Source organism: Flavobacterium flavigenum, from assembly GCF_027111255.2.
Taxonomy (GTDB): domain Bacteria; phylum Bacteroidota; class Bacteroidia; order Flavobacteriales; family Flavobacteriaceae; genus Flavobacterium; species Flavobacterium flavigenum.
Window position 1 is genome coordinate 1,068,598 of sequence record NZ_CP114285.2, and the last position, 14,514, is coordinate 1,083,111.

The 14,514-nt window shown below is 32.7% G+C and carries 11 protein-coding genes; 6 read left to right on the plus strand and 5 right to left on the minus strand.

Annotation, left to right across the window (positions count from 1 at the left end; translation table 11 throughout):
* Positions 1 to 3: 3 nt before the first annotated feature.
* A complete protein-coding gene (locus OZP09_RS03990; RefSeq protein WP_269236641.1) occupies positions 4 to 2,718 on the plus strand; it encodes a putative LPS assembly protein LptD in 2,715 nt (904 codons plus the stop codon).
* A gap of 28 nt (positions 2,719 to 2,746) precedes the next feature.
* The gene (locus tag OZP09_RS03995; protein ID WP_269236642.1) at positions 2,747 to 3,127 is read left to right on the plus strand and encodes a RidA family protein; all 381 of its coding nucleotides are present in this window, start codon (positions 2,747 to 2,749) and stop codon (positions 3,125 to 3,127) included.
* Here OZP09_RS03995 and OZP09_RS04000 read toward each other — a convergent pair.
* The 5 genes from OZP09_RS04000 to OZP09_RS04020 all read right to left on the minus strand — a co-directional run bounded on the left by OZP09_RS04000 (position 3,108) and on the right by OZP09_RS04020 (position 11,275).
* Positions 3,108 to 3,482, minus strand: a complete 375-nt coding sequence (locus OZP09_RS04000; RefSeq protein WP_269236643.1) for a methylglyoxal synthase — start codon at positions 3,480 to 3,482, stop codon at positions 3,108 to 3,110. The genes OZP09_RS03995 and OZP09_RS04000 overlap by 20 nt on opposite strands.
* A gap of 9 nt (positions 3,483 to 3,491) precedes the next feature.
* Positions 3,492 to 4,343: an N-acetylglucosamine kinase gene (locus OZP09_RS04005; protein ID WP_269236644.1), complete on the minus strand. Its 852-nt coding sequence runs from the start codon at positions 4,341 to 4,343 to the stop codon at positions 3,492 to 3,494.
* Positions 4,344 to 4,468: 125 nt separating this feature from the next.
* Positions 4,469 to 5,473: a type I glyceraldehyde-3-phosphate dehydrogenase gene (gene gap, locus OZP09_RS04010; RefSeq protein WP_269236645.1), complete on the minus strand. Its 1,005-nt coding sequence runs from the start codon at positions 5,471 to 5,473 to the stop codon at positions 4,469 to 4,471.
* Positions 5,474 to 5,545: 72 nt separating this feature from the next.
* The gene (pfkA, locus tag OZP09_RS04015; protein ID WP_278010304.1) at positions 5,546 to 6,532 is read right to left on the minus strand and encodes a 6-phosphofructokinase; all 987 of its coding nucleotides are present in this window, start codon (positions 6,530 to 6,532) and stop codon (positions 5,546 to 5,548) included.
* A gap of 246 nt (positions 6,533 to 6,778) precedes the next feature.
* Positions 6,779 to 11,275 carry a translocation/assembly module TamB domain-containing protein gene (locus OZP09_RS04020; protein ID WP_269236647.1) on the minus strand — a complete coding sequence of 1,499 codons (4,497 nt, stop codon included), beginning with the start codon at positions 11,273 to 11,275 and terminating at the stop codon, positions 6,779 to 6,781.
* A gap of 191 nt (positions 11,276 to 11,466) precedes the next feature.
* Here OZP09_RS04020 and tsaD point away from each other — a divergent pair, with 191 nt between their 5' ends.
* Genes tsaD through OZP09_RS04040 form a run of 4 tightly spaced genes read left to right on the plus strand, consistent with a single transcriptional unit; the run spans position 11,467 to position 14,366 of the window.
* Positions 11,467 to 12,489 carry a tRNA (adenosine(37)-N6)-threonylcarbamoyltransferase complex transferase subunit TsaD gene (tsaD, locus tag OZP09_RS04025; protein WP_269236648.1) on the plus strand — a complete coding sequence of 341 codons (1,023 nt, stop codon included), beginning with the start codon at positions 11,467 to 11,469 and terminating at the stop codon, positions 12,487 to 12,489.
* 2 nt (positions 12,490 to 12,491) lie between these two features.
* Positions 12,492 to 13,205: a 16S rRNA (uracil(1498)-N(3))-methyltransferase gene (locus tag OZP09_RS04030; RefSeq protein WP_269236649.1), complete on the plus strand. Its 714-nt coding sequence runs from the start codon at positions 12,492 to 12,494 to the stop codon at positions 13,203 to 13,205.
* A gap of 17 nt (positions 13,206 to 13,222) precedes the next feature.
* Positions 13,223 to 13,861 carry a DUF4159 domain-containing protein gene (locus OZP09_RS04035; protein WP_269236650.1) on the plus strand — a complete coding sequence of 213 codons (639 nt, stop codon included), beginning with the start codon at positions 13,223 to 13,225 and terminating at the stop codon, positions 13,859 to 13,861.
* Positions 13,862 to 13,871: 10 nt separating this feature from the next.
* A complete protein-coding gene (locus OZP09_RS04040) occupies positions 13,872 to 14,366 on the plus strand; it encodes a TrmH family RNA methyltransferase (protein ID WP_269236651.1) in 495 nt (164 codons plus the stop codon).
* The last annotated feature ends 148 nt before the right edge of the window (positions 14,367 to 14,514 follow it).

Here is a 14,514-nt window from a genome sequence, read left to right on the forward strand (position 1 = left end):
AGTTTGACATATCAAAAAACAAGCCATACTTTTACAAAAATAGCATTTAAACCTTTGCACACAAACTTATTTAATATCGTTTTATTATCATTTTTCCTAAGTGTAGGATGTGGTAATTTATATTCACAAGAAAAAAAGACTAAAAAATCCCAGGTACCTTCTGCAAGACAAACAGATAAGACTAAAAAAGTTGTCACAGATACTACAAAAACGGCTACAGATACAATTAAAACAGACAGTATCAAACCGAAAAAAGCTTTTTTAGACGGAATAGTGAAACGTACTGCAAAAGGGTATCAGAAAATCGATCAGAAAAATAAAACACTTACACTCTACGATGAGGCTGAATTGTATTACAAAGATATTGAACTAAAATCCGGTATTATTGTACTTAATTATGACAAAGATGAAGTATATGCCGGAAGAATAAAAGATTCTGCAGGTGTTTTGATACAATATCCGAATTTCAAACAGGGTTCTAATGAGGTTCAGCCAGATTCAATTCGTTTTAATTTCAAAACTAAAAAAGCTTTAATTTACAATTCAAGAACAGAACAGGGAGAATTTAAAATAAAAGCACAAATAACCAAGAAAGAAAATGACTCTGTTTATTTTTTAAAAGGAGCACGTTTTACTACCTCTACAGATGTTGACAACCCTGAATATTATTTTAGAACCAGCAGAGTAAAATTTGTTCCCGGAAAAAAAGTAGTGGTCGGATTGACTAATATGGTGATTGCTGACGTACCTACTCCTATTGCATTGCCTTATGCCTATTTTCCGATGAGCCAGGAAAAAAGTGTTTCTGGAGTCATCATACCCAGTTATAACGATTCTAATACAAGGGGGTTTTCGCTGCAAAATGGAGGTTATTACTTTGCATTGAGTGACAATTACGACTTAACGGTTTTAGGCGATTATTACACAAACGGAAGTTATGCCATGCGTTTTGAATCTTCTTATGCCAAAAGATACAAGTATAGAGGAAACGTCAATTTTAGGTTTGAGAATTTAATTTCAAGTGAGAGAGGCTATCCTGATTATTCCAAACAAAACATCTACAACTTACAGTGGTCACATTCAAAAGACTCAAAATCTAATCCAAATTCGAGTTTTTCTGCCTCCGTTAATATGGGAAGCAGTAAATATTTTAAGCAATCTATTAATCAGGCTAATATTGGTTCAAACTTAAACAACACACTTAGTTCTTCTATTTCCTGGAATAAAACTTTTAATACAATTCCACAAGCACGTATTGCTTTAACGGCAACACATTCCCAAAACACACAAACAGAACAAATCAATATGACATTGCCATCCTTGCAAGGAAGCATTGATCGTATATATCCTTTTGTTGGAAAAGATGGTGCAAAAAAAGGATTAATCAAAAATATCAATTTACAATACAATCTGAGCGGTAAAAATAGTTTTGTAACTACTGATTCATTATTTTTCAAACCACAAATGTTTAGGGATGCACAAATTGGAATGCAGCACAGTATCCCGCTTAGTACCAATTTTAAAATATTCAAGTATTTTAGTGCCAGTGCATCTACCAATTATCAGGAAACATGGGTAACAAAAACAATTAAAAAATCTTATGACGAGGATTCAAATAAGGTTGTTGACCAAACAGTTAATGGTTTTGACGCTTTTAGAACGTATAACTTCAGTTCAAGTTTAGGGACTACAATTTATGGTACTTTCAAATTTGGCGACACAAAGAAAATACAAGCCATACGCCATGTTATGCGTCCGTCATTTTCCTACTCCTACACACCTAGTTTTGAAAAATATTATGACACTTATGCAATAGATGCCACTGGAACAACCTACAAGGATTATACCCGATTTGAAAATGGAGTTTACGGACAGCCTGGCAAATCAAATTCCAACATAATAGGTTTTGATTTAAGTAATACTTTTGAAGCTAAAGTAACAGATAAAGACAGCACTAAAACAGAACCTAAGAAGGTCATGCTTTTAAATAATTTGAATTTCAGCACCAGCTATAATTTCAATGCTGACGGAAAGACAACATTTGCCCTTGAGCCTGTACGTGTGAGCGGAGGAACTCAGCTTTTTGAAAATAAGATGAATGTCAATTTTGCCGCGACTTTAAATCCGTATGCAATTGATAATTCAGGGCAACAAATTAATGTATTTAACATTAACAATGGAGGAAGTTTATTTCGAATGACAAGTGCTAACATGACACTTAATTATTCGTTTTCAAACAAAAATGACAAAAAAGAAGAAAACAAACAAAGCAAGCGAAACGGAGGACGTAGTGACGATTTATTTGGTACAAACACTGATTTGAATGACACAAGAAAAAGTCAATTTTCGGAAGAAGAATCTGAGAATGTAATTACCGAATTCTTTAATTCAAAACTTCCCTGGGATATGACTATGGCTTATTCTTTAACTTATTCAAATGCTCAAAGAGAAAATAAGATTACAGGAAATTCCATCATGGTTTCTGCAAATATGGATATTACACCCAAATGGAAAGGCGGAATCTCAAGCGGTTACGATTTTGTACAAAAAGGGGTTACTTTTACACAATTGCGCTTTGAAAGAGACTTGCTAAGCTGGAGAATGTCTTTTAACTGGACACCTCTTGGGGCATACTCAAACTGGAATTTCTTTATCGGAATAAAATCAGGAATGCTTAGTGACATCAAATGGAACAAACGAAGTACTTTAAACCGATAATCCTCAATAAAAAACTTAATATTTTGATATGAAAAAAGTAATTTTTACGGAAAAAGCACCAGCACCAATCGGACCATATAACCAGGCTATATTATCAGGAAATACTTTGTATGCTTCAGGTCAAATAGCTTTAAGTCCTACTACAGGAGAGCTTGTTACTGAAAACATCCATGATGAAACCCATCAGGTTATGCAAAATATTGCTGCTATTTTAGAAGCTGCAGAAATGACTTTTGAAAATGTTGTAAAAGCCACTATTTTTATAATGGATATGAATAATTTTGCAGCAATCAATTCTGTTTACGGATCTTATTTTAATGAAAAAACCGCTCCAGCACGTGAAACGGTTCAGGTGGCATGTTTGCCAAAAAATGTAAATGTTGAGATTTCTATAATTGCAGTGCAATAGCATCTAATAATAATTGTGCCGTTGCTTCATTAGTTGCCAGCGGCACATTATGTACATCACAAACCCTGATTAGCATATTAATATCTGCCTCGTGTGGATGGCTAGACAAAGGATCCTTAAAAAAGAAAACCATATGCGTTAAGCCTTCCGCTACTCTTCCGGCTATTTGCGCATCACCACCCAAAGGTCCAGAGAGCATTCGTCTTGTTTTAAAACCTGCTGCTTCCGCTTTTCCTCCGGTTGTGCCAGTACCAATTAAACTTATATTCTCCTTTTGCAGAACCTCGGTATTTTTACTTAAAAAATTAATTAAATCTGCTTTTTTACCGTCATGTGCAATAATTGCAATTTCCATTCTAATTCTTTATTTATTAGCAACGTGATACGCAATAAGCCCGTCGATTGGACGTCTTAAAACATTTCCTAATTTAAGTTCGTATTTATCAAATATCTCCTGCAGCTCATCCTTCAAATAAAAAGCTATAGATCCAACAAAATGAACGGGAACTTCCTGGCAATTATCATATTGTTTGATGTAATTTTTAACAAAAGATTTCATTCCTTTAAAAATGATTTTTCTGCAAAAATCGGAATCTTTATGCTGAATAAGAAATTTAGCAAAAGTTGCTAAATAGGCATTTGGATTTGGTTCTTTATATAATTTATTTTTAATAAAATCAGGATCCACATCGTATTCTTTTTCAAACTCAACAGCCAGTTCTTTAGGCATTTTATTGAAATAATACTTTCTGATCAGTTCTTTTCCAAAAACATTCCCACTGCAATCATCCATTACAATATAACCTAATGATTGTACCTTTTGATGCAACACTTTTCCATCAAAATAACTGCAATTAGATCCCGTACCTAAAATGCTGACAATTGCTTCTTCTCCCTTAGGTGTAGTAGCATATACTGCAGCATAAGTATCTTCCTGAACTTCTACAATAGCGTTTTCAAAATACCCCTGAAATACCTGTGATAAAGACAGTTTCATTCTGTCAGTGCCGCAACCTGCACCATAAAAAAATAAATGAGTAGCTTCTTTTCTGTTCTGTGAAATATCAAAACGATCATTTACTCTTTCAATTATCTCCGGACCATCAAGAATCTCAGGATTTAGACCTAAAGTTTGTGTTGTGAATAACACTTTTCCACTATCATCAATTGCAATCCAATCAGCTTTGGTAGATCCACTATCAACTATTAATTTCATGTTAGTTTAGTTTTTTAGTTTAGTTTTCTTCAATTAAAAGTGTGTTTTTCACATTAATTAAAGACCTTACAAAATAAGAAATCCCGTTATTTAAAAATAACGGGATTTTCTCACTTCATAATATATTATTTTAAACCTGCGATATGCACAGATAAATCAATTAATTTACTAGAATATCCGTACTCATTATCGTACCATGATACTAATTTGAAGAAAGTTGAATTTAAACCAATTCCTGCAGTAGCATCAATAATAGAAGTTCTTTTGTCAGAAATAAAATCCTGAGAAACAACAGCATCTTCAGTATATCCTAAGATACCTTTCAATTCATTTTCAGAAGCTTTTTTCAAAACTGCCATAATTTCTTCATAAGAAGTTTCTTTAGCAACTTTTACAGTTAAATCTACTGTAGAAACGTCTGCTGTAGGAACACGGAAAGCCATACCTGTTAATTTTCCGTTCAATTCAGGAATAACTTTTCCAACTGCTTTAGCAGCACCTGTTGAAGAAGGAATAATATTGATTGCAGCAGCACGTCCACCTCTCCAGTCTTTTCTAGAAGGTCCGTCAGCTGTCATTTGAGTTGAAGTTGTAGCGTGAACAGTAGTCATTAAAGCTTCAACAATTCCGAAGTTATCATTGATTACTTTAGCTAAAGGTGCTAAACAGTTGGTAGTACAAGAAGCGTTAGAAACAACAACATCAGAAGCTTTTGCAGTTTCGTGGTTAACTCCCATTACAAACATTGGAGCATCTGCAGAAGGAGCAGAAATGATTACTTTTTTAGCACCACCTTTAATGTGCTCACTTGCAGTTTCGATAGTTGTGAAGATACCAGTACATTCAGCAACAACATCTACATCAACTTCATTCCATTTTAAGTCAGCTGGATTTCTTTCGGCAGTAATACGGATATTTCTTCCGTTTACGTAAAGTTTTCCTTCTTTAACTTCTACAGTTCCGTCGAAACGACCGTGAACTGAATCATATTTTAATAAATAAGCTAAGTGATCTACATCTAACAAGTCATTGATCGCAACAACTTCTACGTTATCTCTATTGAAAGACTCTCTAAAAACGATTCTTCCAATACGTCCAAATCCGTTTATTCCTAATTTTACTTTTGACATTTTACTCGATTTTGTTTTGTTTTTATTTAACTGATTTAAAGTTTAATTTCTCACTATAAACTTCGTTTCTTTTTATGTTGACATGATATCAGATACCCTTAGTAACTCCATATCAATTTCAGATTTCCCTTTAATTGCCTGCTCAAGTGGCGTTAAAGTCACTTTATCCTGTTGCAGACCCACCATATAATTTGATTTACCATCTATTAATGACTCTACGGCTTTTACTCCTAAACGGCTTGCCAAAACACGATCAAAACATGATGGAGAACCACCTCTCTGCATGTGCCCAAGAACTGAAACACGCACATCGTATTCTGGTAAATTAGCCTCTACGTAATCTTTTAATTCGAATACGTTTTTACCAATTTTATCACCTTCGGCAATAACTACGATACTTGATGATTTTCCTGAAGCTTTACTTTTTTGAAGAGAATCCAAAAGCCTGTCAAGCCCTAAATCTTCTTCAGGAATAAGGATTTCCTCTGCTCCTGCACCAATACCGGCATTAAGAGCAATATGACCTGCATCCCTACCCATAACTTCTACAAAAAACAGACGGTTATGTGAACTGGCGGTATCCCTAATTTTATCTATACAATCTACAACGGTATTTAAAGCAGTATCATAACCTAAAGTATGACTTGTTCCAAAAATGTCATTATCAATTGTACCTGGAATTCCCATTACAGGGAAACCATATTCAGAATTAAAAATTAACCCTCCGGTGAAGCTTCCGTCTCCTCCAATAACCACCAAAGCATCAACCCCGGCTTTTACAAGATTATCGTGTGCTTTTTTTCTACCCTCAGGTGTTCTAAATTCAAGTGAGCGTGCCGATTTTAAAATCGTGCCTCCTTTGTTTACAATGTTATTTACACTTCGGGGTCCCATTTCTTTGAAGTCTCCTTCAATCATTCCCTGATACCCTCTATAAATTCCTAAACATTCTATATTATGATAAGCGCACGTTCGAACTACTGATCGAATAGCAGCATTCATTCCTGGTGAATCTCCTCCTGAAGTAAGAACACCTACTTTTTTTATTGTTTTTGGCATTATTTAAGTATTAAAGTGTAAAATTAGCAAACATTGATCACTTTCCAGTTGATGATTATAATAAATTAGTAAAAAAACTTAATTCAAACGTTTTCGGTTAATAAGTTTTTTATACTTAAAAATTCATTTAAAATAATAAAAGTGCCATTTTTTAATTAAAAATGCAAAATTAACAATCAGCAAATGAAGTGTTATAAAAATCTATTTTATGATAATCATGAACAAATCTATAAAATTTAAATTCGTTTAATAATCATTATCCGGAATTAATCCTTCATTGTTATTCTTTTGCTCTTGTTTTTCATCCTTTTTTTCAGGCTTCCTTTTATCCTTTTCTGCTTCTTTTTTAGCATTTGTAAAATTTATATAATCAGGGTTCAGATTAGAATCCTGTATATCATTTGAACCTTTACTTGTTTTGCCTATTTTATTCTTCTTGAAGATCTTATTAACTAACTCGCTAAAAGTATCAAAATCTACTTCATAACTAATACCTACCCCCTGCGTGTAGCCAATACCCTGACCTACGTAGCTAAGGTCATTTTCTTTATTGAACAAACGCAAATTAGCGGTACCGTCTTCATTAATACGATATTGCACTTCAATGTCCCCTACGATTGCTGATTCATTTATACCTCCCACAGGCACACCAACTTTTCCATTAATAGTAATGCGTTCATTAATTTGTGATGATACTGTTGCTACTACTTGTCCATCAGCTTCCTGTCCTATACGCCTGTCCGCAGAAACATAATTAAAGCCAACATTAATTTTATCATTGTCTGATTTAATTATATCCCCTAATAAACTGGAAGCTGTTTCAGCAAATGTTCCTGATAAATCTCCCTGGCTAAAACCATCCGTGCTCATAAAAGAACCCGTTGATAATAAATATAAAGCCTGGGTCTGACGAATGTCTTTATCATCCAGTTTATATTGTATTTCTGACTTTAAAACACTACTTACAGAAGGAAACTGAATATCAAAATTAGGTTCCGGACTGGCTAAATCGCCCCTTAAACCAATAACTACTTCGACAGGAACCTTTTTATTAAATGAAGAGTTTTCCAATAATACTGCAGGATTAGCTATTGTTCTGTATACAGCTTCTAAATTTAATTGTGCTCTCATAGGGTTTCCTTCCCAAATAATTGAACCACCTTTTCTAACGGCAAATTTTTTATCAATTAATCCGCCGTATTTAAAATTATAAGTTCCTTCATAAGCCTGAAAATCCCCCCACATATTAAACTTACCGAGCGTATTAATTTTAAACAATAAAGATCCATATCCTTTCCCTTTCATACCATGTCCGGAATCCCTGTCTAAAATCACTTCAATTTCCGCATCTGGTGTAATATCAAAATCAAATTCTAATTCGAGACCATTATAGTTTTTTGTTTTTTCGACAATACCATTTGCTAAATTATACTTTTCCTTAGCTGTTATAAAATGTATAAAACTTTTTTCTCCAACACTTTGAACATTGCTGATTGGAATTTTTATCTCAGTTCCTTTCTCAGATTTTGCATCTACTTTAATAAACAATGCCTCAGTTGGCCCTTTTATACTTGCAGTACCATTTATAAAAGCTGTTCCAAAATAGGCAGCATCATCACTATCTTTCGTGTCTAATGCCAGTAGTCTTTTTGAAGTTATAGTTAAATCTAATTTCCAGTCTCCAAAATTCTTATGCTCTATACTTCCGTTTAACAGACCTTTTGTTCCAAATTTGGTGTCCGTCAGCTGATTATTCCTAAACAGAAACTTTTCATCAGTTAAATCAACTACAGTTCTATTGTTTAGTTCATAATCTGTATTAAGATAAGTAACTGTCATCCCTGCTTTTTCAACATAAAGTCTTCCATTAATTTCCGGCTTTTTCAGATTCCCTGCAATTGCAGCATTTCCGGATACTGTACCTCGTATATTAGACAAAACATCTCCCCCGATTGTACTCAAAGCAGCCAGATTAAATTTATCAAGCTTTAACTTTAAGTCTAATAAAGTTTCTTTGTTTTGAATGGAAAAATTCCCTTCGGCTTTGAAGGATTCGGCAAAATTATTCTGAATAGAAGAATTTATAGTGAATTTTTTAAATGTTTCATCTCCCGAGATATCAAACTTTAAAGTCCCTAAATCTATCTTATTCAAATTTAGATTATCAATTTCAATGTTAGCAGTAGGCTGATAAATATTTTTATTCTGCTTAAAATTTATATTTCCGTTTAATTTACCGTTAACTACAAATTTTTTATTTAAAGGAGTAATTTTATTGATATCTACATCTTCAAAATTCAGAACAAGGTCTTTATAATCTGTTCCTTTTATAACTCCGTTTAAATCTATTTTTTGATTTTCATGCGACAATATAATGTTGTCAATGTTGAAATTTTTAAATTTTTTATCAAAAACTACCTGATTATCATCTTCTTCATCTTCATTCAAATACCATAAATAGTCCTTAAATTTCATTTCTGACTTATGGATCCCAACTACATTGTTTTTATTTTTATCTATTGTATGATAGAGATTCAGATTAAAATAATCCTCCCCTTTGCTTCCACCTTTAAATTCAGAACGAACAAACAAAGTGTCTTTTGATGTTACATTAATTAAATTAAAATCACGAACCTTATAATAAGGCGTTTTAATACTGTCCAGTTCGATAAAAGCATTATAAAGCGGATTCTTATTATCAATATTAATGCGAATATTATCGAATGTATTTTTTGAAGCTGTAATTTTTTGTGAATTGAACCTGAACTTAAATTCTTGTTTATCAGAATCGATTTTACCGCGCATTACAGTACTCGAATCGATTTCAATATCCGGGTACAACATTTCAACCACTTTATTGTACACATGGAAATTAAAACGCAGAAACTGCCCTTTTTTAACTTTGTAAGGTTTATAATTCGTGTAAAGACTTCCGACAGAATTCATAACTAGTTTGTCTAATTGGTCAAATTGAAATTTCCCTACAATTTTTCCATTTACAACATCATTTGAATTAACAGTTATAGTACGCAAATTGTCTGAATCGAAACTTGAATTTACCGTTATTTCATCAAAAGCATATGTTGATTTTGGATTTTGGTAAACAGCATCTTTTATAAAAATATTTCCATGTAAACTTTGCAGAGAATTACCACTAACCTGTACAATTGCATCACCAGTAAAACTGGAAATTGAATCATTAACGAATTTCAGTTTTCTCAAATCTGAATTTTCGATATTAATATGAAAATCATATTTATTTTCCCGTTTGCTCAAATCAACCAAACCATCAAATGTCAGGTTTAAATTAGGATCGTTAATAGAAATCTGACCTTTATAATATGGCAGTTTAAAATTGCCATTTACAACAATATTATTGTAAGTGTACTTATTATAATCGAGTTTTGCGATATCCCCTTTTACAATTGTATTTAAATATTTCTTAGAAAATCCTATACCATCAACATTTAGGTTTAGAGTCGTTTTTCCTATATCTTTCCTTTGCAATAAAGTTCCGAGGTCAAAATCATTAAGAACAATATTTCCTGAATAAGAAGCTTTATCTATAAAATCAATATTATTCATATGCAGATCGATTTCTCCATTACCGAGATCGCTAGCCATTTTGAATTTTGATTCTAAATCTGTGGTTGATACTTTTATAGCTCCAACTATATTAACTTTACCAATTCTTTTTAATTCTTTAGGAAGCTTTTTTCCTAAAACATCTGGCAGCAAAACGACTAAATTATCATAGCTGGTAATGAGTTTATCAAATTTACCATCCATCGAAAATTTTTGGGATTTGCTTCCTAAAAGATTTTTAAAATTGATATTTCCAATAATTCTTGTCCCGTTTGTATCACTTAATCTTAGCTTCTTCAAATTAAGGTTATTCAGCGGCCCCTGTATTTTAGTTTTTACTTTAAAATGCTGATTTTTACCTAATCCTCCATAAAAATAACGAATATCATTTGAAGCCAGTGAAGCTGAGTCTAACACTACATCAAACCTAACTTTGTCAGTAAATTCTAGGAAATCTTTTACTTGATAATTTAAAATAGCTTTACCATAAATAGTCGATCTTTTAGTAGTAATGGCTAAATTTTCAAGTTTTATTTGTTTTTTGCTATAACTGAATTTTGAACTTAAATTTGAAACATATAGACCTCGATGATCCAGAAAAGAAAATCTGTGGATATTTGTATTAATTTCAGAACCGTATATTTTAAATTCACTGATATACGTATTCAGGTTTTTAAAATCTATAATCTTTGGAGTCTTTTTGTTTTCGTCAACTGCAGAAAATGAACCTTGCGATATGTAAGCATTTTTTGCTGTTAAAAGAAAATGTTTGCTTGATTTTGTAGGTTTTCCTGATTCAAATAATCGTATAAAAACATTGATATTATTTTCATCTTCGTTTTTATATGTTTTCAGGTTAAAAATTAATCCTGTCAAACGAACATCCCCAAAAATTAAATCCCCATCAATTAATCTGGTTACGCTTAACACATCTGTGGTAATAATATCGGAATAGATTAACGTTTTTTTGTGATGGTCTAAAATTAGCACTTTTTTAAGTTTAACGCCTCCAAAAGCATTAATTGCCACCTTTTCGATACTGATATTCGTTTTAAAATCAGTATTAAGCCTATCCGCAATGTAATGGGCAATTTTTGTTTGCACGAATGGCAAAGACAAAGTAATAGCAATTACCAAAACGAGTAAAACTAACCCCATAAGGGTCCTGGATATTATTTTCTTTACTTTTTTAATAACTGCTTTTATTTTTAGTTTTCTTTAAATTTATTTTTGAACAGACAAACAACGGCTGTTTTGATAAAAATTCTTTAATTTTGGCTCCTCCTTTTACGATTAAACAAAGTTAAAAATTTGATTTGTCAAATATAATTCAAAATTTGTGCCTTTATATGCAAAATTCAGAGGTTTTTATTCTTGCCATTGAAAGTTCCTGCGATGATACTGCTGCCGCGGTTTTACATAACGACAAAGTACTCTCAAATGTTGTGGCAAATCAGTTAATTCACAATCAATATGGGGGTGTTGTTCCTGAACTGGCTTCGAGGGCACATCAACAAAATATTGTACCTGTAATTGATGCCGCATTACGCAAAGCTAATATACAAAAAGAACAGTTAACAGCTATTGCTTTTACACAAGGTCCGGGTTTAATGGGTTCTTTATTGGTTGGAAGTTCTTTTAGCAAGTCATTGTCGCTGGCTTTACAAATCCCATTGATTGCTGTAAATCACATGCATGCTCATATTTTGGCGCATTTTATTGATGAAGAAGGATTCGACAAACCGGAGTTTCCGTTTTTAGCGCTAACAATTAGTGGAGGACATACCCAAATTGTAAAAGTGAATGGCTTTTTTGATATGGAAATCATTGGTGAAACTACGGATGATGCTGTTGGGGAAGCTTTTGATAAAAGTGCCAAAATTCTTGGACTTCCTTATCCTGGCGGTCCTTTGATTGATAAATATGCCAAAGAAGGCAATCCAAAAGCTTTTCAGTTTACAAAACCAAAAGTTCCCGGTTTAGATTTTAGTTTCTCTGGCCTAAAAACAGCCATTTTATATTTTATCCAGAAGAATAAACAGGAAAACCCAAATTTTATTGAAGAAAACCTGAATGATATTTGTGCCTCGATTCAATATACAATTATTGAAATTTTGATGGATAAATTAAAATTAGCGGTAAAAGAAACCGGGATTAAACAAATTGCTATTGGCGGAGGTGTTTCTGCTAATTCAGGAATCAGAACCCGTTTGAAAGAAAGTGAAGGCAAATATGGCTGGAAAACGTTTATTCCTAAATTTGAATATACGACAGATAATGCTGCAATGATAGGAATTGTTGGGTATCAAAAATATTTATCAGGCCGTTTTGAAACCTCAGCTGTTGTTTCTAAAGCACGAATTCAATTTTAATTATGCAGTTATTTTATAATCCGAATATAGACGAGACAACTGAAACTTTTTCTTTCGACAAAGAAGAAAGTCGTCATATCATTAAAGTTTTACGAAAAAAAGATTCAGATATCCTTCATGTTACAAATGGCATGGGATTATTATTTGAAACCGAAATTACGCTTGCTTCAGATAACAAATGTATTGTAGAAATTCGCTCCATACAAAAATCACCTCAACCAAAATTTTATTTACATCTTGCGGTGGCACCAACCAAAATGAATGACAGATTTGAATGGTTTTTAGAAAAAGCAACCGAAATCGGAATTCAGGAAATCACACCCATTATCTGCGACCGGTCTGAAAGAAAGGTTATTAATAAGGACCGATTTGAGAAAATCATTCTTTCAGCAATGAAACAATCCAATGAAACTTTTTTGCCAAAATTAAACGAAGCAATTTCTTTTAAAGAATTCATCAAACAAAAAAACGAAGGATTACAGTTCATTGCACATTGTGAGGAAACAGATAAAAAGTCGCTGAAGGAATCATTAAAGCAAAACGAAAACATAACACTTTTGATTGGTCCCGAGGGCGATTTTTCTGAAAAAGAAATTGCTTTGGCGGTTGCAAATAAGTTCCAGCCCGTTACTTTAGGAAACACCCGTTTACGCACTGAAACCGCTGCAGTTGTCGCATGCCATAGTGTTGTATTTTTCAATGAAAACTCAAATTAACCGACTTTAAAATTGATATGAAAAAAATATTGTGCCTGTTTTTATTGGCTTCTATTTCTTCTTTCGCACAAGAAATTGCCTTATTAAAATATAGCGGCGGCGGAGACTGGTATGCAAATCCTACTTCACTGCCAAACTTAATTCGGTTTTGTAATTCCACCATTCATACTCAAATAAAAGCAAAACCCTCAACAGTAGAACCCGGAAATCCTGATTTGCTCTCTTACCCTTTTGTACACATGACGGGACATGGAAATGTTGTTTTTAGTGATGCTGATATAACAAATCTTAGAAACTACCTAAACGGAGGCGGTTTCCTGCATATTGATGATAATTACGGGATGGATCAATATATTAGAAAAGAAATAAAAAAAATATTTCCAAATACTAATTTAGTTGAGATTCCGGCTAATCATGCTATTTTTCAAAAACCTTTTCCTTTTCCGAACGGGCTGCCAAAAATTCATGAACACGATGCTAAAAGACCTCAGGCTTTTGGGATTTTTGTAGAAAATAAGCTGGTTTTACTGTATACTTACGAATGTGACCTCGGTGATGGCTGGGAAGATCCAGAAGTAAATAATGATCCGGCCGAAGTACGCCAAAAAGCATTAAAAATGGGTGCCAACATCATCAATTATATTTTCACCAATTAATCTATACACAGTGCAGCTTACCCACGAAGAAAATCAATTTGAAAGTAAAACATTTCCCATAACCCTCGTTTGCGATCATATCTACTTTCAGCAAAATATTGGTTCTCTTTTTAGGATTAGTGAAGCTTTTGGCATTGAAAAAATCATTTTTTTAGGAAAAGATATTCCGTTAAATCCCAGAAAAATAAATAAAACTTCAAGAAGTACTCATCTTCATGTTTCTCATACTGTTATTGAAGAAACAGATGAATTAATTCATTATCTACTTGAAAACCAATTTGAAATTATTGCTTTAGAAATTACACATAACAGCAAGCCTTTAAAAGAAATCATAATTCCTGATGATAAAAAAATAGCACTTTTGATAGGAAGTGAAATTGACGGAATTTCAAGTAATCTCTTAAAAATTTCAAATCAAATTGTCCATATTACGATGTTTGGAAAAAACAGCAGCATGAATGTTGTTCAGGCAACAAGCATAGCTTTGTACGAATTAACTTCTTAAATAAAAATTTAACATTTTTATAAGAACTAGACTACATAAGGGTTTATAAGATTCTGATCAACAAATTGTTATAAAAATTTTGACAATTATATTTTTTGTTATAAAATTGTGTAAGAATTTAACTAATTAATCATTTTATAACAAAACC